The following is a 23,836-nucleotide window of genomic DNA, read 5'->3' on the forward strand; positions in this document are numbered from 1 at the left end:
ATTCTTTGTATACTTAATGGATAAGTTTTTCAATTTCCTTTTTCTTTTCTTCAAAAGCCTTGGTCGCTGCGGCGTATGCTGACGCTTTCTCCGATTCTGCTTTCGCTTTATATTCCAAATACTTTGCATAAGCTGTACTTTTTGCAGATCCAATATCGCTTAATGCACTTTTAAAATAGGATAATACTGTATTTAAGTCTTCATCCTTTTCATGACGTTTTTGTTCAAATTCAACTGCCGGAATTTTATTAGCTTCTAAGCCATTACTTTTACTCTCATACTCTCTCTTCGCTGATTCAGCCTCTTGAATGAATTGCTTTAACTCTCTTTCTTTATCTTTTAAATAATCATGTAAATCATCATACCGATCTCGTTTCCTCGCACTTTCTGTAAAACCAGACGCATTTAAAAAAGCATTATACAATTCATCTAACATCTTTCTCCCCCTTTAGCACAATAACTATGTAGTTAAATCCGTATATTTAAACATGAATATTCATTACATTAAGAATTAACAAATATTTTTTTTACATATTGCTATTTTATCAAAGGGATTTTAACATTTCCATATTTTATGAATGGCTTTCGCATTTTTCTTCAATAAAGTGAAACTTTAATCAATATGACTATGTATTTATGTGCAGAAATAATAAAAAACACTGCCAGGCGCAGTGTTTTTTATTATTTCCTTTTATCCAATTCATTCATATTAAATCCTTGCTTGAGAGTAAGACCAGTTCTTTCTTATTTTCATCAACAACTATTTCTGGATAATCCCAATGAAGCGTACGAGTAGACTCCCTGATTCGTTTTACTATTCCTTTGGCTGTTTTATTTCTATATTCATTCCAATATTTTGGCTCAGTCGCTCTTAAAAGAACGATAGAAAAAGGATCTGATATGAATATCAGATCCTTAACTTTAATTTCTTAATACATACATCTTTTTACACGATAACTGGTTCGTACGTGCTCAAATTATCATACTCAGTTTTTACAATACTAGGCGGAAGGTTAACAAATCCTCAGATTTACCTTTTCTTGTAGCAGTGCATAATGTTTAATAAAATTAAAGCATATTTTTACTTACCAGACTTAATTTTTTCGTTATATTCTTCTAAAGTTAACCCTTTTTCTTTTAGATAAACGGCAACTTCTTTCCCTACATAACGATAGTGCCATGGCTCATACTTAATGCCAGTAATATTCTCTTTCTCTTTTGGATAGCGGAGAGTAAATCCATATTCTGCAGCATTCTTATCTAACCATTTGAATGCATCGGTAGTTTCAAATTTTGCATTTAAATCTTCTACAGTATTCTGCCATTCAACTGAAATAATGTCTAACGCTAATCCAGTATGATGTTCACTTGCACCAGGATACTGAAGATATTCCAATGCCTTAGCACTAGCCTCTTTATCCGTCAAACCTTGAGATTTATAGCTTTTAACTGAAGCATCATAATAAGTTTGTTGTAATTTTATAGCTCGATAACCTGATCTTAAATAAAGATTGATTCCCTCTTTTTTTGCAGCTGCTACCATATCCTGATAGGAAGTTGCAATTCTACTATCTATTTTCATATTTGGCTTCGCATTTTGGGTGATACTTGTTAATTCAATTCCTAGTTCCTTTGATAACATATGCTCTCTATTTACAAGGATAATTCTCCAATCATTAACATCAGAGATAGGTAAAACATCTTTTTTCTTCGCATGTATTTCATTTTTATTTTTATCGTTATTATTAGTAGTTGCCTGAGATGTTTGCTTTCCACTACAAGCAGCAAGACTCCATCCCATTGCTAATACCAATGCTAAAATTATAAATTTTTTAATTGTATCTCATTCCCTTTTGTTTATTAGTCTTTATACCAATTTCCCAACACGTCTCTAGGAATCTCCTTGAAATCCTTCAAAGAAACGGGGCCGACAAATTTTTTAATTCCATGTTTTTTAGAATTTTCATCCGAATAATCTTTTAAAAATTGAATTTTAAATTGTTTCTTACCATCAGCATAGTCGGTTACTGTCGGTACGATTGCCGCTTGTCGTATACCAAAAGTTTTATCTTCATACTTAACAAATTGTACATAAGATAATCCTCCAACTAATGTTTCTAATTTTTCTTGCGCAGAAATAAGATTTCCAAGAGAATAATAGATTAGCGTTTCATGTCCATCTTTATTTTGTTTCCACTCAATTGGTTGAATTACATGTGGATGATTTCCAATTACTACATCTACACCTAAATCTGTTAAATATTGAGCAACTTCTTTTTGTTGCTTTGAAGGTGTGGAGGTATATTCTACTCCCCAATGCACCATAACAATCACCATATCAGAGCTACTCTTTGCCTTTTCCACATCATTTTGTATCGCTTTTTTATCAATTAAATTTAAAGCCCAAGACTTATCAGCTGGAATTTTAATTCCATTCGTACCATATGTATAATTTAGTAACGCAAAACGAATACCATTTTTTGTAATCGTTTTTATTTCATTACGCTCGTTTTTACTCTCATTAATACCTACCGGGATAACATCCGGATATTTTTTCCAGTATTCTCTTGTATTCGCAACACCTTTAATACCCATATCCATAGCGTGATTTGTCGCTTGCGTCACTATATTGAATCCAGTGCCCACTAAAGATTGGCCTACTTCTTCAGGTGTATTGAAAGTCGGATATCCTTGTACTTTTAAATTATTCCCGGCAATCGGAGTCTCCTGGTTCACTATAGCAAGATCACTTGATTTAACAGCTTTTTTGATATTTTCATAAATATAATTATAATCATATGAACCGTCTTTTTGTTTGCCATCTTTAATTACTGCGTCATGATATAAATTATCACCCGTAGCTATTAAATTCACAACCGATTGTACTTTTTTATCTTCCGTAAAATTAGGAGACTGTTGGATAGGACTTTTCTCTACCCAATTTGGTGCTTTTAATGATGTATCTATATTGGATTCAGCCGGTGGTAATGAAGCTTTAGATGTCTTAACATCAGTATTACCACAAGCGGTTAAAAGCACTAAAAAAATAAGACATACTAAAAAAAACTTTTTACTTCTCTGTAAAGTATCTAACATGTGATCCTCTTTTCTGTTTTATTCCTTATAACCTGTTCTAACAAATCATTCTTTAAAAAAACGTATTTTGGTTTTACCCTTAATTATGGAAGGACACTCTGTTACACCTGCTTCGGAATATACTAATAATTGTTTTCCGCTTTCTAGCAATCTATCGATTCCATCAGAAGTAATAGATTACTAGAAAAACATAATCCATCAGGATGTCGACTAGTTTGATATACCTATTCCAATTGCAATAACTCGTTTAATATTTAAACAAGATAGGAGAATCGTTCATATAGCCTCTTCTCTCGCTTTATGTTTAAGGTGCCTCCAAAAAAGGGATCGTTGCTGTACCCCTTTGCATAGTGCGAAATTTTTGTAACTAATTTCTTTCATTCAAGCGACAAACATTATACCGATAACAATAAGTAAGACCCAAGAACTTATTTTACCAATATACGAAAAAAGTAGCAATCTTTTGCCCCATATAAAGAAGCCAATTAGGAGAAATGAACGAGAGATTCATTCTATTCAATTCCTTCATTGATTAATAAAAAAACAAGCCACCCAACTATTGGATGGCTCTATACTATAAAGAGAATTTGTTATTGGATTACTTCAATTTCCCTTCAAAAACAATCTTCCTACCGCACGGCTCAACTACTGTTTTGCCGTCTTTCTTTACTTCATGAAAGATTGGCTCTTCCATACGACGAGACGGAGCGTATCCTTCTTGTTCCATACGTGCTAAGCAGTCTGTAATTGTTTCATTTTCAAGTACTTCAAATTTCTTTTTATTAGGTTGTTTTGTCATGCCCTAACCTACTTTCTATTTTTCTTGATGCGAATTGATTTTTCATGTAGACCATATATAACATTGCGAGAATTCCCATTATAATCATAACCGCAATAAAAAAGCTTGTATACTGTATTTTTTCTATAAATACGCCGCCTAATACAGGTCCCATAATACTTCCTAAACTAAAAGCGATTCCGGATAATATATTACCTGCTGGTAGTAAGTGTCTCGGTAATAAATCAGTCATAAATCCAAGCCCTAAAGAGAAGCACGATCCAATAACCATACCCGCTAAAAGCATGCAGGCAAAGACGATCCAGTAATATTGATCAAATACGGCGGCAAGTAGAAAAATGCCCGTACTTATGCTAAACGTCCACGTTAATATACGGTCCCTTCCGTATTTGTCACTTAATATACCGAGCGGAATTTGTGTAATAATACCCCCAACTGCAAATGCTGGTAATAAGAAGGATACATCTGAAACAGACCACCCTTTACGAAGTGCGTATACTGGTAAGTTACTGTTTAACATCGCTTCAAGTACGCCATATGCAAGTGGACCTAGCAATGCAATCCATCCTAATCCAACAACTTGTTTATAACGAGAAAATGATGATTCACTCTTCACTTCTCTTTCATCTTGCGCTGGGAATGCATTTTTTGTTGGAAGTAGTAAAAGCCAACCTATTAGACAAAGTATAGTAGATATAATAAATGGTGTTGCAAGACCGTACTGCACAGTGCTTGCTAAATACGGACCAACGGCAAAACCAATTCCGAAGAATACACCATATATCGATACTTGTCTCCCTATTTTACTTGGGTCTGATGTTGTCGTGATCCATGTTTGTGTTCCGACATGAAGCATATGATCTCCGACTCCAACTAGAAATCTAAGGATAAACCATACCCAAAACGAAAATGTTTGTGTAAAAAAGAATAATGAAATAATAACGAGAAACCCACCTATAACAATAATCGGCTTCATTCCAAACCTTTGCATCGGTTTTTCAAGAAACGGCGAAATGACTAATATCCCAATGTACAATGCCGTCGCATGAATACCATTAATACTTGAACTAACCCCTTCTTGTTCAAAAATCATTGCAATGGCAGGTAAGAGCATTCCTTGTGACAAACCCGAGATTGCTACAATCCCAACCATAATCCAAAAAGTAAAACGCATTGACATCCCTTTCCCTCTCCTTCTCACGCTTCCACTTTTCATTATAAACTGTTTCTGCAAATGCGTGTACGAATATTCATAATAAAAAAGAAGCTAAAAGAATGAACCTTTTAGCTTCCTATCCTTCCCAAACTTGCGCTTTCACATTGTAATGAAAGTGTTTAAAATATGGATTTTCATAAAATGAAGGTCCATATAAGTAATGTTGCATATGAGCTGTTAGTGGCTGCTGCATCTGTAAAGGAACTACAGCTGGTGAAACTTGCATATACATCGGATCTATCATTATTTTTGTATAGATATGATGATTATATGGCGAATAAGCGATTAAGGATGGTTTATGCATTGATAATCTCCCCTTATACATACAAATGTTATAGTATATGCAACACTTCTCATTTCGGGGATTATTTCTGTTCTAACCAATCCTCTACATGTTTTATAAATACATCTAAACAATCAATAAACGGCGAGTGTCCGCAATCTTCTAATACCTTCAACTCTGCATTTGGCAAATGTTTCGCTAATTCCTCACCGACTACTTGCGGTACGACATAATCTCTATCACCTTGTATGACGAGTGTTGGCGCTTTAATACGATGAATTTGCTTACTTCCCCCTACAACCCCGTTATGTTCATCTGAAATATTAAATGTAATGAGCGCATAATTCACATCTACGAAATTACGTTGCGTTAACATATCATCTAAATACTTTTCATAACGGTCCGGTTCAGGTTGATTATGTGTATATATTAATAGATTCCATACTGTACGGTAATATAGTTTGTTCATATTTTTTATCGCGTCTAATACTGGAGCGATTTGTACTGGATCTTGCGCAATTTCTTCTTTCGTCTTTACTAAACTTGATACAATCGGCTGCCCATTCGTATCTTTTTTAAAGATTGGGTATCCTTTCATTCCTACTGATTCTACTAAAATTAACTTTTCTACAAAAGTTGGGTGGTTCGCTGTAAATTGCATCGCAACGCCACCGCCCATTGACCAGCCCATTAATGAGAATTTCTCTAGCTTTAACTCGTCGATAAATAATTTTATATCTTCTACAAAGTCTTGTAATGAATCTATGGACTGATTATACGTTGATTGTCCAAACCCTCTTAAATCAAGAGCGTAAATATGGTATTGATCTTGCAACTTTTCAATAACTAAATCCCAATGTTGTGACGATGTCATGTTCCCGTGAATGAGTAAAAGAATATCTGTATTTCGCCTTCCAACTTCCTGATATGCAATCGTTTCTCCGTTCGATAGTGAAACAAACTCCATTGTTGCAGGCTTAATCATCACAAGTTCCCCCATTCTATTTAATAGAAAGAAAATTCTTTACTTAATTAAAGAATAGCACGTAGAATGTACGTTCGCAACATAAAACCTATAAGAATTTTTTACATAAATCAACATGTCTATTACTAGACAATTATTATAAAAAAGTATATAGTTAGCTAGGTAACTAATTTGAAAGGATCAAAATACATGGACGAAAAACAACATTTTTTTCACATCGTCAGCCAGACTTCTCGAAAGTTTACGAAGAAATTTAATGAACGTGTATCTCCAACAGGGTTATTTAGTGCGCAATGGGCTGTTATTTTCCGCATTAATCAAACTGGTTCTTGTACGCAAACAGAATTGTGCCAGTATTTAAATGTTGAATCACCAACGATGACTCGTACGTTAACACGTATGGAAACGATGGGATGGATTATTCGTACAGAAGGTAAAGATCGCCGTGAGAAGCTCATTTCTTTATCCGAAACAGCGATAAAGATGATTCCAATATGGCAAGAAGAAGTTGATACTTTCGAAGAAAAAACGCTAGAAGGTATTAACGAAGATGATTTACATCAAGCATTTCAAGTGTTACAACAAATTATTAAAAATTTAGATTAAATTGGAGGGATGACGATGCAAAGTGAGAAACTTTGGACGAAGGATTTCCTCGGAACTTGTTTTAGTAGTCTATTTCTCTTCTTAACGTTTTACATGCTTATGACTACTCTGCCTGTCTATGTAATAGACGGCCTAAAAGGAAAACCTGAGGAAATTGGTTTAGTTGCAACTGTGTTTCTTATTTCTTCTGTTTTATGTAGACCATTCACAGGAAAATGGCTCGATGATTTAGGAAGAAAGAAAATATTATTTATTTCACTTTCATTATTTTTAGCCGCTACTGTTATGTATTTCGGTGCGCAAAGTTTATTCTTATTACTTGCCCTTCGCTTCTTACACGGTATTGGGTTCGGGATGGCAACGACAGCTACTGGTACGATCGTAACTGATGTTGCGCCAGCTCATCGACGAGGCGAAGCACTTGCATATTTCGGCGTATTTATGAGTCTACCGATGGTAATTGGTCCTTTTTTAGGTTTAACAATTATTTCTCATTTTTCGTTTACTGTGTTATTTATCGTTTGTTCCGTATTTTCATTACTTGCATTTTTATTAGGACTACTTGTCGATATTCCTCACGAAGCACCTGTTAGCAAACAAAAACGTGAAAAAATGAAATGGAAAGACTTAATCGAACCATCTTCTATTCCAATTGCACTTACAGGATTTGTTTTAGCCTTTTCTTATAGTGGTATTTTATCCTTTATTCCTATTTATGCGAAAGAACTCGGTTTAAGTGAAATTGCAAGTTACTTCTTTATTTTATACGCACTTGTTGTTGTCATTTCTCGTCCATTTACAGGAAAGATTTTTGATCGCTTCGGTGAAAATGTACTCGTTTACCCTGCTATCATTATTTTCACAATCGGAATGTTCATATTAAGCCAAGCACAAACTTCATTTTGGTTCCTTGGCGCAGGTATGCTAATCGGTTTAGGTTACGGGACATTAATTCCGAGTTTCCAAACGATTGCGATTTCTGCCGCTCCAAACCATAGACGTGGTTCTGCGACAGCTACGTATTTCTCATTCTTTGATAGTGGTATTGGTTTTGGTTCTTTCATTTTAGGTATTGTCGCAGCGAAATCCAGTTATCATAATATGTATTTTATCGCAGCTATTATCGTTGCGTTCACTTTACTTTTATATTATGGATTACACGGACGAAAACAAAAATTCAAGAAACAACCTACAGACGGAAAAATTTCCGCTTAACGTTAATAAGGAAAGTAAACTTCCCCGTTTACTTTCCTTATTTTGTATTTCTTTCAAGACGAGCGTATACTTATAGTAGAAATAAAAAGGAGGGCCATATATGAAACTAAAAAGATCTCCCCTACTCTTACTTATACTAACATTCATATTTGTAATTACAGGGCTTGGGTTTACTTACTTCAAACAAAATAAAACGACCCCATCAAAACATAATGTGACAAAAGAAAACTGGTTAAATGACCCTTACTTACGTTGGTCATATACCCATATGAAAGAATTCACTTTAGTTAATAACGTAAAAAACAATCCTGACCAAATTGCTCACTTCCCTTCCGCATTGCAAAACTTAGACGATTTTGCTGTGGAGCGTAGATTCGGAAATACAACTCCTCTAAAAAAACTTTTAGACGATAACAAAACAGATGCTTTTGTCGTTGTACATAATGGACAACTTGTTTACGAACGATATTTCAATGGGTATAAACAGAATGAACCTCATGGTATGGCATCATTAGCAAAAGTCTTTACCGGGGCAATTATACAATCTCTCGCTGAAGAAAAACGTATTGACTTAGAAAAAACAGCTGACACTTACATAAAAGAATTAAAAAACACACCGTTCGGTAATGCCACACTTCAGCAATTAATGGACATGCAAGTTTCAGCTGAATATCCTACTCATGGATATGAGCAACCTGGGCTAGAAAATCAAGATGCACAATTATATTTAGCTAGCAATATTTTACCCCGCGGCAAAAATTACGACGGTCCCATGAAAATTTATGATATGTTACGGGAAGCCGAAGAAACTGCACCGCCTGGTTCTTCCTTTTCTTACAATAACGGATCAACAGAAACGCTCGCTTGGATTATTAGAACTATTACTGGTAAATCACTAGCTGAAAATGTAAGTGAACGAATTTGGTCTCAAATTGGTATGGAAGAAAACGCGTATTACGTTACAGATGAAACAAAAGTAGAACAAGCTAGTGCTGGATTAAATGCAACTGCTAGAGATATGGCGAGATTTGGGCAATTACTATTAAACAACGGGGAATATAACGGAAAACAAATTCTCCCTTCTTCTATTACAGAAAGTGTAAAAAATGTACAAGAAGGTGAACTTGAAATTAGTAGTGGCGCTTCTATTTCTTATCATAATCAATGGTGGATTCCCCACAATGAACAAGGTGCTTTCGAAGTGTTAGGTAGTTACGGACAAACACTTTACATCGATCCGAAAGCCAATATGGTAATCGTTCATTTCTCTTCTAACGCAACGCCAAGTAATGAAATACATTCGGTTTATTCAAATATGTATATTGATATTGCACATCATTTAGAAAAGCTTCCACAGTAGTGGAAGCAGGAGTTTAAACCTTGCACAGTTATGACTATTCAATTGAACACTCGATCTGTTGTGCTAAAACGTCAATATAGTAAAAAAGGATCTCTCTTGATATAGAGAGATCCTTTTTTTTATTTCTTCTTCTTTTCTGTCGGTTGGCTTTGTTTAGCGAAATTAGATGAATCATCGAAATTTGGTTGCTTTTTACCTGCATTATTACTTCTACCTTTTCCCATATGTAATGCACCTCCCCTCATCCTTACTATTCCCAATAAAAAACTCCTCTTGCGTTCAGGAAAAAATTTTTATTGTCGCTTATTAATAATGTCCAACAGTTCTCGTAGTACTTCCAACACTCTCGGTTCTGCCATACCATATTGTATACTTTCAACCATAATGTTAATGGTGATCATCATGCTGAGCTTGATAAAGAACAGCTTGTGGATAAAAAACCGTACATTCCATACATGTGAAAGAAGTTTTAGTGGTATTTTGACTCATCCAAGCATATAAAGTAACTAAATACTTGCTTGGTACCTATCTGTTTGTTGCACAAAACCAACATCCCTAGTAATCTCTCGTAAGATATTTGGAGATAACAATCTTTAAAATTCTTAAGCAAATAATTGTAATTCATCAGATACAAGAATAGACATAAAAAAACGCTATCCTTTCCTATATATTTATAGAAAGAATAGGTTTTTTCATTTTAATAGTATTACTTGATAGTATTGGCATTCCTATTAAAGCTAATATACAAATAACATCAATAAACTTGTAACTATGCCAACCCAAATGCAAAGAATGAAACAATAACCCATAATGTCTTTAATTTTCAATCCCAGCACACCTAAAAGAGGTAATGCCCAGAACGGCTGAATCAAATTTGTCCATGCGTCCCCCCAACCTACCGCCATAGCGATAGTAGCCGGATCTACACCTAACTTCAATCCTGCCGGGACCTGCAGTGGTCCTTGTAAAGCCCATTGCCCCCCGCCAGATGGCGCCAATAAGTTTACCAACCCGGCTGACCAATATGTAAATATATCAAATGTATCCTTTGACGCAATGGATGCCATCCATTCAATGATTGAGCTTCCCAAACCTGAACTACCTAAAACAGCAATAATCCCTGCATAAAATGGAAACTGTAAGATAATTGGAGAAATGGATTGCGCAGATTCTTTGAATCCTTGTGCAAAGTTACCAAGAGAACCATGTAGGAGCAAACCAAGTGACAAGAAAAACAAATTAATGATATTTAAATCTAAACTATGACCGTTCATGAATTCATAAACACAATACAACGTGCCGATTGCGCCTAATATTATTCCTAAAACTGGTGTCCATTCCAGTTTTTCCGCAGGAGTTAAACTTTTTTGAGGAGGTTTTACAAAAGAATTTGTATCAGTTTCGATTGCTTTATAGCTGATAATCCCACTTTTAGGAGCCATAAGTACAATAATAATTGGCATCGTGATGAATAGAGTGAAAAAAATAATTAAAGTAGAGTAACTAAAGATTGTTTGTGAGGTAGGAATAATTCCAATCATATCTACAAGAAAATGATCCTTTGTGGCAATTGTCAGGCCAATAGAACTGGAGAGACCTGCGCTATATAAGGCTGTCGGAGCATAAGCAGCTGCTACAAGTAATGGAAAATGTGCATTCGCATTCTTTTTTGCTACTTCCTTTGCAATGATAGCTCCCACAACTACGGCTAGACCCCAATTGATATAGTATGCAATTGCACTGATCAAAAATGTCATCGTATAGGCCTTTTGAGGTGTATCGGCTAACTTTGCAACAGACTGCAAGGCTCTATTAATAAACGGGACAGAAGCTAACGTCATCCCTGTAACCATTAGCAATACCATTTGCATTGTAAACGTTAAATAAGTCCAAAACCCATCCCCCCAAGATTTTACGATTTTGTACGGATTTGAGGGATTCATCAACAAAGCTATAATGAAAGTAAATAAAGTGAGCAGCACTGCAATAACAAAGGCATCCGGGACATATTTCTGAGACCATCTCGAAAATATATTTGCACATCGTGTAAGCAACGATTCTTTCTTTTCTGGTTCTGAATTTGTCTCCATTAAGGAATGTTTCATAAATATTCTCCTTTCTAAATTTTAATAAGGTAAATATAAATAACATTCCACAAAAGAAAATAAAATCCTTTTGCACTTGCTGCATATTAATCAACTAGATCAATATTCAAATACCGTTCCTTTCAACCTTTCTGGGCATTACCAGCATTAGCGATAGCTGGTTTAGGTGCTCGTGACATTATGGGATTTTGTGTTGTGAACTTACTATATGCGGGTTTTATCATTTAGTCTATACTTCTTATTTATTTAAACGAAAAGCTAGTTTTATACTAGTTTTTTTACATAATAAATCATTTATTTCCCATGCAATTTATAACTGTATTCCACTCTACGTCCTTAAGATGTAATGCCTCAAACGCAAAAAAATCTTCACACACTTTTTCAATTAGATATGGATTTTCCCTCAAAAAATTCCACTGTAATACTTTAGGAAGAAAATGCATTTCATATTCTTTACTTCCCCGTACTACCTCATCAACTTCTCTTTCACAAATTCCTCTTATCAAGTAGTCATTTCTTAACTCAATTTGAATTTGTTGAAATGTATCGCTGCATTTTTTCAATTGAAGTAAACGCGTAACATACTTCCGAAAAAGTTCGCCATCATACTGAACACAGTTTATAATACGGTCGACTTCATTCATAATGTACGAGCCTTTTCTTCTATTTGTAATAACCATTTTTCACGCTTTGATACTTTACTCGTTTTCACAGATTGAAACACTGACCGTTTTATATCGCGAATGCCACAAAAACGTAAAACACCTCTCTTCATCATAATCCAATCTGCTGATCGATATAACAATGCGACGTACCATAGAGGCGAGTCTAACGTATTAATAACCCACGCTTTTTTCCCTTGCAATAATCCTTTCGGCAGAACCCCTTCATATTTATAAGCAAATCCAGCTACGAAAATACGATCGATAAATCCTTTTAAAATTGCTGGCATCCCCCACCACCATATTGGATAGATGAATAAAAGTGTATCTGCTTCTTCTACTAACGTTCTGTACCGAGCTGTTTCTTCTTCATTTACTAAATCACGTCTTTTCTTCTCTTCATGAAATACGAGGACTGGATCAAATTGTTCTTTGTATAAATCAAGTACGGTAACTGAATGATTTGTTTCCTGTAGTCCTTTTTGCACATGATTTAAAATCGCCGCGTTAAAACTTGAAGGATTAGGATGAGCGTATACAATTAGTACATTCACTACATAACAACTCCCTCTATAAGTTAAAGTTTCCCCTTCTTTAACAACTTCTCTACAATTTGCACGTTTTTCGAACTTTGTAATAAACGGTTTAATACAGTAAGTAACTCTTCCTTTTCTAAATCTTTCAGTTTCTCTTTAACTGCACTCTCACCAGTGCCTTGCATATCATAAACAACTGCCGCCATATGTTTACAATAATTTTCATAGGGACACTCACAGTTACTTTCTGAAAAATCTTTGAGGTCGATAACGACTTCATAATTTCCTGCATTACCATTCACAAAAGCAAATACTTTATTATCATGTACTTCAACATCTTCTACATGTCCATCTTCATAATATTCATATCCTCTATCAATAATATATTTCGGAATATGCCTATATAGTTCTTTTATTAAATAAGCATACATAACAACACCTCTTCCTTTAATTCCCTTTTGACTTCTAGAGCCCCTGCATGTTATTCTAATAACTGTCAAATAGCAAGTCTATATGACAAAATGACTGACACCTATTCGGCGAAGGTGTCTCTTTTCATTTGCAGCCGATATGAATTGCCTCTTTCAGGCACATTCAATTTTTGACACTACACACTCAACACCATTCCCTGTATCAGGCTGCTTTAGCAGTCTTTTACTCTACATACTCCGTTATTTTAAGAAAAAAAGAGAGCTTAGCTCCCTTTTCTCGCCTTATACAATACCCCTTTTTCAGCATAGAGATATTCATCAGCTAATGTAATTTTCCCATCCAGTTTTAGTTCGTCTAATAATCTTGATAAATAAAATTGATGCAACATCTTTTTCGTGAATTTTCCTTCATGATGCGAAACGATATGTTCTTGAATATCTAACAATGATATCGGCTTATCTTGCTCTATCATATATTCATAAACTGTACTACGCAGTTTTACGTATTTTTCGAGTGTCACAGTAATGCGCAACCCCTTTCTTCTTAATATAAATTTTCGTAATCGGTTTTTTTGCAATAAAAAAACCTCTCCGATAAGAAGAAGTTACGTATATATCTTCGTCTTATCTCCCAGAACAAATATGTTCTGCTGGAATTAGCACCTGCATCGCGGTTGCTGGGTTTCATCGGGCCAGTCCCTCCACCTCTCTGGATAAGAAAATATTCACTTAATTCTTACTATACGTAATTCCACTTTAATTGTCAAACAAATATAATAAATATAACAAATTATATTTTCTTCCTTACTGTTCATACTACCCATATACGAACATGCAAGGAGGATTATGAAATGCATCAAAATGCTCGCGGATATGTACAAGATTCTTTTCAATCATTACAAGAAGCTAAAAATTGTTTAGAAGAAGCGCTCGAAACAGTTGAAAAAGATTTTAATCGCGCTCGTATTGAACAATCACTTTATGCTGTTGAACAAGCTATTCAACGTTGCGAGTACACCGTTCACATTTTAGAAAAAGATTAAAAACTTCCCATCTATTGATGGGAAGTTTTTTCAAATGGCATACTTCATAATTATTGCCGTTATGATTAAAAAATATACAGAATTAGCAATTTCTAAAATTCCTACTTTTATAATAGAAATTTTTTTGCCATACAACACAATTGCTCGAATGACACTTGGTATAAAAATAAGAGAACACCACGGATTAATCGCAAATACAATTATCGTTAATAAGATATGATATCCCCAAGATATAAGACGATACTTCGGGTTATTTTTTTCACGAATCATCGTTTTCACATAGAACGTACTACCTAAAAAGTATAAAAATGAAATAAGTGCAATGAATAAAGCTGTATGATCGATTTGCTTCATTGAAAAGTAATAACTAATTAACCCACCGATACAAAACACAATGATTGCACAAATATCATTTAATAGTGCTCTTTCATTTTTTTGACGGGCGTAATACATATTCACTATAAATAATGGAATCATTACTATTAAGAATAAAAGAATTCGCCACTCATATAATAAAGAAATCATCCCAAATAGGAACGCAATGCTGAAATAAACAATGGCAGCTTGTAAAAACTCTTTTTTTCGTCTTTGCTTTATGTACGTAAGAAATGGATACGTGGCTAAATAGATAAAAAACCACGCTAAAAACAATGGAATATGATAAATAGTAGGTTTCCCAAGTATGACACTTAATAAAAAAGGAATAACAAGCATGGCCCATGCACCATGTTGCTTCGGAATAACTAACTTCATTAACTATACACCTCACTTTTGAAAAAAGTTCTCACCTACCATTATACAAATAATTTTATATAATAACGGATGCATATTAAATCAATTTTTTGACAAAAAAATGCTCCTTACAATATGTAAGAAGCATGAAAGAGGCAAACGAATATGTAAGTCGCGACCCTACCTTATATGAGTATGCTTTTCTATGTCACGTTATGCTCATCTAATATACCGTATTTCTTTTTAAATCTTGTAAGAATCGTAATCCATGAAGTACTAAATAGTAATAAGAAAATAACATTCGAAATCGCATGGCTCAAATCAAAGTAAAAACTTGCGATATAATACGAAATGACAGTTTCCCACGTTGCTTCTCGTATAAAACCGAGAAGGCCCCAGAAATTCATAATCCAGCCAAATAAAAAGCCAACAATTACTCCGTAAAGAAGTCTTCCCCATAGCTTTTTCATAAAAAATGTATTACGAAGTAGACCTGCTATAAAACCAATCATGCCCCATGAAAACATTTGCCACGGTGTCCATGGACCTTGTCCTAAAAAAATATTGGATACGATTGCTGCTGTAGCACCAATCATAAAACCAGTTTCACTTCCAAATACAATTGCAGAAACGATAATGACAAAAGAAGTTGGTTGTACACTTGGTAAAATAGAAAATGGCACCCGGCTTACTGCTGCAATTGCCGCTAATACAGCAACGAGAACAATTTCACGTGAAACAAACGCCTTTCTTTCAAAACGGATATAGAAAGGTAACATAATAACTGCTAATATAAACAAACTACTTAACATGTAATAACCGTCCATGACAAGTGTCGTAAGAAGTAATGTGCCGATTATTACTGCAAAGATACATATTATGAATGCAACATATCGTTTGGACACGCTTCGTACACATCCTCCCACGTTAATGCATATGGCAATTCTTTTCGAATGAATCGATTAATAGATGTTGTATAAAAGAAGTTGCCGCTAAAAAATTCTTTCGGTGCATCATTCATAATGACTGTTCCATCAAATAACATCATACATTGATCCACGTATTTCGCTGCAAACTCAATATCATGCGTTGCCATTACAATTGTTGTACCTTCTTTTTGTAGCTTCCTAAATAGTTCTCCTACTCTTTCTTTCTTCCATGGATCCAACCCCTTTGTCGGTTCATCAAGTAATAATAAAGTCGGCTTTGATAATAACGTCGTACATAATGCAAGAAGTTGTTGCTCTCCTCCGCTACAATCGTGCGGATGGCGTTCTTTAAGCGAATATAACCAAAACTGTTTTAGCGTATCTTCTGCTATTTCTTTTCCTTGTTCTCCGTATAATTCACGTGCACGTTCATACACTTCTTCCCACACTGTATCAAATGTAAAATGATAATATGGATGCTGCGATACATACCCAATACTTTTAAATCGTTCTTTCGAATCAATTTTATGTATCACTTTCCCATTCCACTTTACTTTCCCTCTTCTCGCTTTTTGCAATCCCGCTAAAATCGTTAACAGTGTAGACTTACCTGTACCGTTCTTCCCAACGAGCGCTACCCATTTTCCTTTTTCAATCGAAACTGATAAATCACGTAAAATAAGCGGACTATTTTTTTCATATTGGAACGAAATATGCTCTGCGCTTAAAATTACCTCTTGCTTTTCACTTTGTGCTATTGGCTCATTTCCATATGATATCGCTGAAAAATTATTCATTTTCATTTGCGCCTCTCGCACCGTAAACGGAATATCTCTCACATTCCACTCTAAAAATAGCCTTGGAATTTGCGGAATAAATGGACGGAATGTTTCTACTCCCCACATATTCGTAATAACAGTTTTAGGACTACCATCATACATAATACAGCCATTATCCATACAAACAACGCGTGTTGCAAGCGGGATAACTTCATCTAAACGATGTTCACTTAAAATAATCGTAATTCCAAGTTCTTCATTAATCCGTTTTAATAATCCTAAAAACTCTTTTGCAGCAATTGGATCTAACTGCGCTGTCGGTTCATCTAATAATAGCAATTTCGGCTGCATAACTAATACCGCAGCTAAATTAACAAGTTGCTTTTGCCCACCAGATAACGTGTGAACAGATTGATGCAATAAATCTTGAAATCCTAAAAAGCTAATAAGCTCTGCTATTCGTTTTTGAATAATATGTGATGGTAACCCAATATTTTCTAAAGAAAATGCTAATTCTTGAATAACTGTATCCATTACGAGTTGATTTTCTGGATTTTGAAATACCATACCAATTTCTTGAGCAGATAACAAATCAGGTACATTTTCTAATAAAGTACCATCATAATATGTATCCCCAGTACGCTTACCAATTGGAAGTAATTCTTTTTTAAAATGTTTTAATAAAGTCGTCTTCCCGGATCCTGATCCGCCGGCAAGTGCAATAAACTCTCCTTTTTGAACAGAAAGAGAAATATGCTGTAACGCTTTTTCGTTTTCATCAGCATATACAAATGATAAATTGTTTATTTCTGCATGCGCCACCATAACCATTCCCTTCCTTCCATTATAATTGGTAAACTAATAAACATCGTAAATACGATAAACATCATCCCATCGTATTGCTGAAATAAAATAGATTCGACTTTCGGATAAATGATTAACTTTCCTCCGCCATACGTACTACATATGATAGCAATTATAAATAGAATACTTAAATAACTGAGCGTATACCAATCTCGTTTTTCCATTCTATAGCGAATATATGTCGTACGTTTCGTTACACCAAATCCACGAGCTTGCATAGAATCTGCCGTTTGCAGTGCATCTTCCAATGAACAAATTAATAATACTTGCAGCAATTGCATACCATTTTTGACGCGTTCAATTATCGAACCTGAATCTACCTGCACACCTTTCGTCTTTTGAATGAGTGTGATTTTCTTTAATCGCCTTATAAACAAAGGAACAAATCTCACTGTAATCATCGTTAACAATGCAACTTTCGGTGAAATTCTTGAAAACAAATATAAAAATTTATGACTGGAAATAATATCATTGTATGACGCAAACGTAAACATAACTGCAACTAGTAATAACCCCATTACTATTCCAAACATAATCGCCTCAAGCTTAATACGGCTATCACCTAACCAAAATAACGTAGTTCGACCTCTATGCGTTAATAACGAATTAAATAAAATTACCACAAAGAAGAAAACAATTGTGCTCGGTAGCATCTTTCTTATCTTTTCGCTATTTCCTTGCATCACATTTAACATAATAATTAATACTATTGCTCCAATTAAAAAAAGAGGATGAAGACACATCATACATAGTATCATCACCCCGATATAATAGAAAAAATTCACAAAAGGATGTAAAGAAGAAAAACTTATTTTCATAGCCCTTTACCGAATGCCTTTCTTATTGTAATACGTATACCCACTCAATTGTATCTCCTGGTTTTACCGTAGCTACACCAGCACTATGGTTTGGAAAAGCACCGTTCACACGATATTTCCATCCACTAGTATCCGCAATATCTTTTTCATATAAATCATTAATACCTTTTACATAAATACTATCTCTAGATCCGCTTGCATCAACATCTAATCCTGTACGTTGCAATACTTTATACACTGTATCACCTTCTTGTACATCCATCTTTTTCGCACCCATTATATATCCGTTATTTCCTTTTACCGAGATTGTTACTTGTTTTGCTTGCGGTTTCGGTACTGGTACTGAATCTGGTTTTGGTGGTTCAGGTTTTGGTACTGCCGGAGTCGGTATCGTTTTCTCCGCTTTATTCAGATCTTCTTTTTGCTCCTGCTTCGGTGTTTCTTTCGGCTGATTCACAACCTTTGCTTCTTCTTTTACTCCTGATGCTTTCGGTTGTTGTTTCTCTTCTTGTGCTTGTTGCTGCTCTGGTTGCTTATTTACAGCAGGTTGCTCTTTCGGTTGTTCCTGTTGTTTCTCTTCTTTCTTTACCTCTGGTTGTACCTGCGGCTTTTCCTCTTTCGGCTTCTCTTCTACTTTTTGTTCTTGTTTCTCTTTCTGCTCTTCTTGCTGCTTTTGCTCTGATTCAGCTTGCTTTTCTTCTGTTTTTTCTTCCGGATTCGCTTCATCTTGTTGTTCTTCTTGTTTCGCTACCTCTTCTTGCTTCGGTTCTACCTTCTTCTCAGGCTTTACAGCTGCCTCTTCACATCCGGCAAGTAGCCCGAGCGAAAGCAGTAAAGAAATGAACCATTTCACCTTACTTATCATATCTCTCACCTTTCATACGAAAATTAGGAGCAAATAATTGCTCCTAATTTTTTGTTAAGCTGCTTTACGTCTCCATAATACATATGCAGAAGCAATACATAATACACCCATACCTACTTCTGTTGCTGCACTATGAGAAGATGCTCCTGTTTTTGGTAGACTGTTACCGTTTCCGATTTTTTTATTCTTAACCGGTTCGTTATCTACAACTACTTTTAGATTTTCATCTTTTGTTTCTTGTTGTACTTGTTTTTGTTCTTTCGGTTCTTCAGTAACTTCTTTTTCTACTACATTATTTTCTGGTTCAACGACCTTTTCTGGCTCTTCAATCGGTTTTGGCTTAATTACATCACCAACGTCTACATTAGACCAATCATAAATAGATTTTCCCATTTCCTTAAATTGAAGTAATGCTAAAAGAGCCTGTTCTGTAGCCATTCCGTTACCATTTTGATCACTTGGTAACCATTTAAATTCACCATTTGAAAGTTGATATGATAATAGGTTTTGCATTGCCTTATGAAGACGGTTTTGATCTACATCTTTAACAAGCGATAATCCAATAATTGCTTGCGCAGTACTATTTGAATTTTCTTGTCCATCAGCTGAAAAACCGCCATTTTGCAGCTGTTCGTTATATAAATACGCAACAGCTTTTTGTATAGCTGGTTTCACATCTGATCGCTCTTGATAAGGAGCTAATGCTGATAAAACCATACCTGTTACATCAACGCTACTAGCACTATCTTTACTACCTGAACTATTATAAGTCCATCCACCGTCTGTATGCTGATTATTTAACAGTGCTTCCACTAGAGCAACTCTGTTCCATTTTGATTCAACTGGAATCTCATACTTCTTCGTATCAAATGCAAGTAAAGCAAATGCATAACCTGTAACAGAATTCACTTTATCTGACTCATACAATTTTTGAACTAAATTATGTCCACCTACATTTTTAGGGTCTGCACTCATTGCATTCATCATAATAATTGTTCTAGCTAAATCTGTCGCTGAAAAACGATTAATGCGCTTTTCTACTTTTTCAGTTACTGACTTAACATAATTTAATTTTGCCTCAATTGGCACATTCTTTCCAGAACGAGAAAGCGCTACAGCTACCCAATCACTTTCAATTCCATCTTGTAACATCTTATCTGATGTTTTAGAAATGGCTTCGTTTAATTGTGCACTTGGATCTTGAATGTTCTCTTGCTGTGGTTGTTCTGTTTTTTTCCCATCTGGCGTTTTACCGTCTTGATCACCTTGGTTTTTCTCATCTGGCGTTTTACCGTCTTGGTCACCTTGGTTTTTTCCATCTGGTTTTTCACCGTCTTGGTCACCTTGATTTTTCCCATCTGGCGTTTTACCGTCTTGGTCGCCTTGGTTTTTCCCATCTGGCGTTTTATCATCTTGACCTTCTGATTTTGGTTCTTCTGTTTTGCCACCGTTAGGTTCTTCTGTTTTACAAGTCCCGAACTTATCTAACGTTTCTTTCAATGTTTCCTGGCTCATATTGCTCCAGTCTGAAACAAAACGGAATACAACAACATCACCAGACTCTAATTTATAACTATCTGCCCCAACTTGTGCAGATGTATCATTTACATCGTATGTCCAACCACTTGTAGCCCCGGCCATTAAGCCATCGATGCCTTTTACATATGTTCCAAACGACATCGTTTCAGATTCTACCTTGTCCCCCATGACCTTTTGCAGCAAACTTAAAGCTGTTTCCCCATCTTTAATTTGCTCTTCTTTCGGACATAACATAATGCCTTTTTGTGATTCCCCAATAATTGCAAGTTTTGCTGTATTTTCTTCAGCAAACGTAATATGTACTGTATTCGCAAAAGAAACAAATACAAGTGTCACTGCCATTAACGACGTAAGCAGCCACTTTTTCAACATTGCCATCCCAAAATTTCCTCCCTTACTACCATTTACACAAAAAAAGGCCCTTCAAGGGCGTGCGATTGACACTCTCTTTTTGTAAGTGTCGAACAAAAATGTACAACACCTCCTACCCGCATTATTCGCGGCTATATTTGTATAGGAAAAATAATTTTGTTTATGAACGTATCATTGTGATAACATTCACTTTTCTCGGCACAACTTACTTCCATTTAAGTTATCGTAAAACGATAAACCTATACATTCTGTAAATTTTAAATTTCTGTATTATTTTACTATTGACAAAGAATTTTGTCCATGCTTTATCGGATTTATTTTCTAAGAATAATAACTTATTAACTCTTAACTATGTAAACTCCTTTCACTAATAATGACGCCATCTTCATCCGCATAGACATATTCATTTGGATTCCAATCCACTTGTCCAAAGTGCAATGAAATATTCCGTTCTCCTTTTCCTTCTTTCACACTTCTATTTGGCATCGTTCCTAACGCTAAAATACCAATATTAATATTCTTTAGTTCACTAGAATCACGAACATACCCATTCACAATAATTCCTGCTAGCTTTCTTTCTTCCGCAATAGCTGCCAAATTATCACCGAGTAACGCACAGTTAGTAGACGCTCCGCCATCAACAACTAATACTGTTTCTTCTGGTAATGTTTGCAATCCTTCCTTCACTAGTACATTATCATCTTTCACTTTTACAGTTGCAATTTTTCCGTGGAATTGTTCTTTCTTCCCAAAAGATTGAAAAGACTGGCGACATATTTGTAATTCCTTTTCAAATTCATCACATAGATCTGTAGTTTTCCACATCTTGTTCCCTCTTTTCCTTTTTCTTTCTACATAACATATTCTGGGCTTATTTTCGTTTCCCTGTCTAATATTGCAATAATTTGTATGTACGGGAAAGGATACAAAAACTATTGCCTTAAGAAGCTACCTTTATTATAATCTATTCCACGGATTAAATTCAGAATATTAAAAATTAACCAAGTGAAGAAGGAGGGATTTTATGCAAATACAAACTGAGACAAAAAAACAATCTAGTAAACAAAAGTTTAAAATGCCTGATGCTTACGTACTACTATTTTTTATTGCCTTACTTTGCGCCATTGCTACGTATTTCGTTCCTGCTGGAGAATTTAAAAGGGTTACAAACGGGACCGTTACAACAACAATACCAGGTAGCTACCATTCTGTTCCGCAATCACCCGTAGGATTTGTTTCTTTTTTTACCGCTATTGAAAAAGGAATGACACTTGCTGCTCCTATTATCTTTCTAATTTTATTTACGGGCGGGGCTATTGCAATTCTTGAAAAAACAGGTGCCCTTGACGGTTTAATCTATCATGTTATTAACAAATTTCGTAATCAGCAATTACTTTTCATTTGTATAGTTGCCGCACTTTTTTCTATTCTTGGAACGACTGGCATTATCGTTAATTCAGTTATCGGTTTTATCCCCATCGGCATCATCGTTGCACGCACATTAAAATGGGACGCTATCGTCGGTGTAGCAATTATTTATTTAGGTACTTATGCTGGCTTTAATGCTACTATTTTATCTCCCTCACCTTTAGGTATTTCACAAAAGATTGCAGAACTTCCGATGTTTTCCGGAATTGGTTTACGCACCGCAATCTATATATCTTTTTTACTTGCCACTATCCTTTATATAAATTGGTATGTAAAGCGCTTGAAAAAATCGAATAAAGGAAGCATTCTTGGCGATAACTGGTTTCCAAGTAACGCTCTTTCAAGCGAAAAAGAAACAGAGAAAAAAGAAGTTCCTTGGACGATACGTCATAAATTAATTTTAATCGTTTCAGCTTTATCATTAATTGCATTTTTAATAGGCGCTTTTCGTCTACATTGGACGGACGCAGAAATGACTGCTACTTTTATTTTCATAGCAATTACAGCGGGAATAATAGGTGGTATGAAAGCAAACGATATCGCTTCTACTTTTCTAGCAGGTTGCCAAAATCTCATATACGGTGCTTTAATCGTTGGAATGGCTCGTTGTATTTCAGTCATTTTAGAACAAGGAAAATTGCTTGATACAATTGTTAACCAACTCGCACAAGCTCTCGAAGGACAAAGCCCTGTATTTGGTGTTATCGGCATGTATGTGAGTAGTGCCGCATTACATTTCCTTATTTCATCCGGGACAGGAGAATCGGTTATTTTTATTCCGATATTAGCTCCATTAGCTGATTTCATGCACATTACACGCCAAGTTACAGTACAGGCTGTTATGCTTGGAGAAGGTGTAGTCAACTGCTTAAATCCAACTTCCGGTGTTTTAATGGGCGTTCTCGCAGCAAGCGGCATTTCTTACGGCAAATGGATTCGATTCATGGCTCCACTTGCATTCATTTGGTTTATCATTGGACTTGTTTTTCTTATTGTTGGGGTGAATATTGAGTGGGGACCGTACTAAAATACCCATATATACTTAACTTGATAAAATATCTATCCTATTCTCCTCTTCAATCCTATAAAAATCATTTATTCTAGTAAACATATAAGAAGGGATTGATCATAATGATCAATCCCTTTTATCAAAATATAATACCTTTAAAAATC

Annotated in this window: 24 protein-coding genes, 2 pseudogenes and 1 riboswitch; of the genes and pseudogenes, 6 read left to right on the forward strand and 20 right to left on the reverse strand. The window is 35.2% G+C overall.

The window, feature by feature from the left end:
• Nucleotides 1-13 precede the first annotated feature (13 nt).
• From MR143_RS23580 to phaZ, 7 genes are all read right to left on the reverse strand, one after another.
• Nucleotides 14-436 carry a hypothetical protein gene (locus MR143_RS23580; protein WP_000883464.1) on the reverse strand — a complete coding sequence of 141 codons (423 nt, stop codon included), beginning with the start codon at nt 434-436 and terminating at the stop codon, nt 14-16.
• A gap of 645 nt (nt 437-1,081) precedes the next feature.
• A complete protein-coding gene (locus MR143_RS23585) occupies nt 1,082-1,813 on the reverse strand; it encodes a M15 family metallopeptidase (protein WP_000241989.1) in 732 nt (243 codons plus the stop codon).
• A 47-nt stretch (nt 1,814-1,860) separates the two neighbouring features.
• Complete coding sequence (locus MR143_RS23590; protein WP_000887610.1) at nt 1,861-3,096, reverse strand: CapA family protein; 1,236 nt, start codon at nt 3,094-3,096, stop codon at nt 1,861-1,863.
• A gap of 598 nt (nt 3,097-3,694) precedes the next feature.
• Nucleotides 3,695-3,895 carry an NETI motif-containing protein gene (locus MR143_RS23595; protein WP_000166303.1) on the reverse strand — a complete coding sequence of 67 codons (201 nt, stop codon included), beginning with the start codon at nt 3,893-3,895 and terminating at the stop codon, nt 3,695-3,697.
• On the reverse strand, nt 3,879-5,075 hold the full coding sequence (locus MR143_RS23600; protein WP_000062798.1) for an MFS transporter: 1,197 nt from the start codon (nt 5,073-5,075) through the stop codon (nt 3,879-3,881). Before MR143_RS23600 ends, MR143_RS23595 begins: the two co-directional genes overlap by 17 nt.
• 112 nt (nt 5,076-5,187) lie before the next feature.
• On the reverse strand, nt 5,188-5,415 hold the full coding sequence (locus tag MR143_RS23605) for a hypothetical protein (RefSeq protein ID WP_000549500.1): 228 nt from the start codon (nt 5,413-5,415) through the stop codon (nt 5,188-5,190).
• 61 nt (nt 5,416-5,476) lie between these two features.
• Nucleotides 5,477-6,379: an intracellular short-chain-length polyhydroxyalkanoate depolymerase gene (gene phaZ / locus MR143_RS23610; RefSeq protein ID WP_000594872.1), complete on the reverse strand. Its 903-nt coding sequence runs from the start codon at nt 6,377-6,379 to the stop codon at nt 5,477-5,479.
• A 189-nt stretch (nt 6,380-6,568) separates the two neighbouring features.
• Between phaZ and MR143_RS23615 the strand changes: the two genes are divergently transcribed.
• The 3 genes from MR143_RS23615 (at nt 6,569) to MR143_RS23625 (ending at nt 9,560) form a co-directional block, all read left to right on the forward strand.
• Complete coding sequence (locus MR143_RS23615; protein WP_000343675.1) at nt 6,569-6,985, forward strand: MarR family winged helix-turn-helix transcriptional regulator; 417 nt, start codon at nt 6,569-6,571, stop codon at nt 6,983-6,985.
• A 15-nt stretch (nt 6,986-7,000) separates the two neighbouring features.
• On the forward strand, nt 7,001-8,200 hold the full coding sequence (locus tag MR143_RS23620; RefSeq protein WP_001190318.1) for an MFS transporter: 1,200 nt from the start codon (nt 7,001-7,003) through the stop codon (nt 8,198-8,200).
• A gap of 100 nt (nt 8,201-8,300) precedes the next feature.
• Nucleotides 8,301-9,560: a serine hydrolase domain-containing protein gene (locus tag MR143_RS23625; RefSeq protein ID WP_000769542.1), complete on the forward strand. Its 1,260-nt coding sequence runs from the start codon at nt 8,301-8,303 to the stop codon at nt 9,558-9,560.
• Nucleotides 9,561-10,001: 441 nt separating this feature from the next.
• On the opposite strand, the pseudogene MR143_RS33520 reads toward MR143_RS23625, so the two are convergent.
• Nucleotides 10,002-10,150 (reverse strand): annotated as a pseudogene (locus MR143_RS33520) (IS4 family transposase); the annotation flags it as partial.
• Between the two features lie 147 nt (nt 10,151-10,297).
• The gene (locus tag MR143_RS23630) at nt 10,298-11,665 is read right to left on the reverse strand and encodes a short-chain fatty acid transporter (protein ID WP_000682890.1); all 1,368 of its coding nucleotides are present in this window, start codon (nt 11,663-11,665) and stop codon (nt 10,298-10,300) included.
• Between the two features lie 123 nt (nt 11,666-11,788).
• On the opposite strand from MR143_RS23630, the pseudogene MR143_RS23635 reads away from it, so the two are divergent.
• Nucleotides 11,789-11,915 (forward strand): annotated as a pseudogene (locus MR143_RS23635) (TIGR00366 family protein); the annotation flags it as partial.
• Between the two features lie 40 nt (nt 11,916-11,955).
• Here the strand turns inward: MR143_RS23635 and MR143_RS23640 are convergent.
• The 4 genes from MR143_RS23640 to MR143_RS23655 form a co-directional block, all read right to left on the reverse strand.
• Nucleotides 11,956-12,309 carry a hypothetical protein gene (locus tag MR143_RS23640; protein WP_001006485.1) on the reverse strand — a complete coding sequence of 118 codons (354 nt, stop codon included), beginning with the start codon at nt 12,307-12,309 and terminating at the stop codon, nt 11,956-11,958.
• Nucleotides 12,306-12,881, reverse strand: coding sequence for an NAD(P)H-dependent oxidoreductase (locus tag MR143_RS23645; RefSeq protein WP_001101654.1), 576 nt, complete (start codon nt 12,879-12,881; stop codon nt 12,306-12,308). Before MR143_RS23645 ends, MR143_RS23640 begins: the two co-directional genes overlap by 4 nt.
• 23 nt (nt 12,882-12,904) lie before the next feature.
• Entirely contained in the window at nt 12,905-13,294 is a 390-nt protein-coding gene (locus MR143_RS23650; protein WP_000271476.1) for an SWIM zinc finger family protein, read from the reverse strand.
• A 263-nt stretch (nt 13,295-13,557) separates the two neighbouring features.
• Nucleotides 13,558-13,815: a hypothetical protein gene (locus MR143_RS23655; RefSeq protein WP_000171476.1), complete on the reverse strand. Its 258-nt coding sequence runs from the start codon at nt 13,813-13,815 to the stop codon at nt 13,558-13,560.
• A gap of 100 nt (nt 13,816-13,915) precedes the next feature.
• A riboswitch (SAM riboswitch) is annotated at nt 13,916-14,014 on the reverse strand.
• Nucleotides 14,015-14,145: 131 nt separating this feature from the next.
• On the opposite strand from MR143_RS23655, the gene MR143_RS23660 reads away from it, so the two are divergent.
• Nucleotides 14,146-14,337, forward strand: coding sequence for a hypothetical protein (locus tag MR143_RS23660; protein WP_000554032.1), 192 nt, complete (start codon nt 14,146-14,148; stop codon nt 14,335-14,337).
• A gap of 30 nt (nt 14,338-14,367) precedes the next feature.
• Here MR143_RS23660 and MR143_RS23665 read toward each other — a convergent pair whose 3' ends face one another.
• From MR143_RS23665 to rraA, 7 genes are all read right to left on the reverse strand, one after another.
• Nucleotides 14,368-15,090: a YwiC-like family protein gene (locus MR143_RS23665; RefSeq protein ID WP_000779977.1), complete on the reverse strand. Its 723-nt coding sequence runs from the start codon at nt 15,088-15,090 to the stop codon at nt 14,368-14,370.
• A gap of 182 nt (nt 15,091-15,272) precedes the next feature.
• Nucleotides 15,273-15,974 (reverse strand): ECF transporter S component, encoded by a 702-nt coding sequence (locus MR143_RS23670; protein WP_000044907.1) that lies wholly within the window; start codon nt 15,972-15,974, stop codon nt 15,273-15,275.
• A complete protein-coding gene (locus MR143_RS23675) occupies nt 15,947-17,608 on the reverse strand; it encodes an ABC transporter ATP-binding protein (protein ID WP_002181331.1) in 1,662 nt (553 codons plus the stop codon). Before MR143_RS23675 ends, MR143_RS23670 begins: the two co-directional genes overlap by 28 nt.
• Nucleotides 17,581-18,459: an energy-coupling factor transporter transmembrane component T gene (locus MR143_RS23680; protein WP_002181330.1), complete on the reverse strand. Its 879-nt coding sequence runs from the start codon at nt 18,457-18,459 to the stop codon at nt 17,581-17,583. The genes MR143_RS23675 and MR143_RS23680 overlap by 28 nt, the downstream gene beginning before the upstream one ends.
• 22 nt (nt 18,460-18,481) lie before the next feature.
• A complete protein-coding gene (locus tag MR143_RS23685) occupies nt 18,482-19,321 on the reverse strand; it encodes a DUF4430 domain-containing protein (protein WP_033690195.1) in 840 nt (279 codons plus the stop codon).
• 57 nt (nt 19,322-19,378) lie between these two features.
• The gene (locus tag MR143_RS23690; RefSeq protein ID WP_001241068.1) at nt 19,379-21,241 is read right to left on the reverse strand and encodes a DUF4430 domain-containing protein; all 1,863 of its coding nucleotides are present in this window, start codon (nt 21,239-21,241) and stop codon (nt 19,379-19,381) included.
• Nucleotides 21,242-21,580: 339 nt separating this feature from the next.
• Entirely contained in the window at nt 21,581-22,060 is a 480-nt protein-coding gene (rraA, locus tag MR143_RS23695) for a ribonuclease E activity regulator RraA (RefSeq protein ID WP_061884406.1), read from the reverse strand.
• Between the two features lie 199 nt (nt 22,061-22,259).
• Between rraA and MR143_RS23700 the strand changes: the two genes are divergently transcribed.
• Nucleotides 22,260-23,690, forward strand: coding sequence for a YfcC family protein (locus MR143_RS23700; RefSeq protein ID WP_061884407.1), 1,431 nt, complete (start codon nt 22,260-22,262; stop codon nt 23,688-23,690).
• Nucleotides 23,691-23,836 lie beyond the last annotated feature (146 nt).

Origin of the sequence: Bacillus cereus group sp. BfR-BA-01347 (genome assembly GCF_022663835.1) — a bacterium.
Lineage (GTDB): Bacteria > Bacillota > Bacilli > Bacillales > Bacillaceae_G > Bacillus_A > Bacillus_A thuringiensis_K.

What these genes read in the sequence shown, in the direction of transcription:
- MR143_RS23580 (WP_000883464.1), bottom strand. Translation starts at nt 436, where the DNA reads ATGTTAGATGAATTGTATAATGCTTTTTTAAATGCGTCTGGTTTTACA.
- MR143_RS23590 (WP_000887610.1), bottom strand. Translation starts at nt 3,096, where the DNA reads ATGTTAGATACTTTACAGAGAAGTAAAAAGTTTTTTTTAGTATGTCTT.
- MR143_RS23595 (WP_000166303.1), bottom strand. Translation starts at nt 3,895, where the DNA reads ATGACAAAACAACCTAATAAAAAGAAATTTGAAGTACTTGAAAATGAA.
- MR143_RS23600 (WP_000062798.1), bottom strand. Translation starts at nt 5,075, where the DNA reads ATGTCAATGCGTTTTACTTTTTGGATTATGGTTGGGATTGTAGCAATC.
- MR143_RS23605 (WP_000549500.1), bottom strand. Translation starts at nt 5,415, where the DNA reads ATGCATAAACCATCCTTAATCGCTTATTCGCCATATAATCATCATATC.
- phaZ (WP_000594872.1), bottom strand. Translation starts at nt 6,379, where the DNA reads ATGATTAAGCCTGCAACAATGGAGTTTGTTTCACTATCGAACGGAGAA.
- MR143_RS23615 (WP_000343675.1), top strand. Translation starts at nt 6,569, where the DNA reads ATGGACGAAAAACAACATTTTTTTCACATCGTCAGCCAGACTTCTCGA.
- MR143_RS23620 (WP_001190318.1), top strand. Translation starts at nt 7,001, where the DNA reads ATGCAAAGTGAGAAACTTTGGACGAAGGATTTCCTCGGAACTTGTTTT.
- MR143_RS23625 (WP_000769542.1), top strand. Translation starts at nt 8,301, where the DNA reads ATGAAACTAAAAAGATCTCCCCTACTCTTACTTATACTAACATTCATA.
- MR143_RS23630 (WP_000682890.1), bottom strand. Translation starts at nt 11,665, where the DNA reads ATGAAACATTCCTTAATGGAGACAAATTCAGAACCAGAAAAGAAAGAA.
- MR143_RS23640 (WP_001006485.1), bottom strand. Translation starts at nt 12,309, where the DNA reads ATGAATGAAGTCGACCGTATTATAAACTGTGTTCAGTATGATGGCGAA.
- MR143_RS23650 (WP_000271476.1), bottom strand. Translation starts at nt 13,294, where the DNA reads ATGTATGCTTATTTAATAAAAGAACTATATAGGCATATTCCGAAATAT.
- MR143_RS23660 (WP_000554032.1), top strand. Translation starts at nt 14,146, where the DNA reads ATGCATCAAAATGCTCGCGGATATGTACAAGATTCTTTTCAATCATTA.
- MR143_RS23665 (WP_000779977.1), bottom strand. Translation starts at nt 15,090, where the DNA reads ATGAAGTTAGTTATTCCGAAGCAACATGGTGCATGGGCCATGCTTGTT.
- MR143_RS23675 (WP_002181331.1), bottom strand. Translation starts at nt 17,608, where the DNA reads ATGGTTATGGTGGCGCATGCAGAAATAAACAATTTATCATTTGTATAT.
- MR143_RS23680 (WP_002181330.1), bottom strand. Translation starts at nt 18,459, where the DNA reads ATGAAAATAAGTTTTTCTTCTTTACATCCTTTTGTGAATTTTTTCTAT.
- MR143_RS23690 (WP_001241068.1), bottom strand. Translation starts at nt 21,241, where the DNA reads ATGGCAATGTTGAAAAAGTGGCTGCTTACGTCGTTAATGGCAGTGACA.
- rraA (WP_061884406.1), bottom strand. Translation starts at nt 22,060, where the DNA reads ATGTGGAAAACTACAGATCTATGTGATGAATTTGAAAAGGAATTACAA.
- MR143_RS23700 (WP_061884407.1), top strand. Translation starts at nt 22,260, where the DNA reads ATGCAAATACAAACTGAGACAAAAAAACAATCTAGTAAACAAAAGTTT.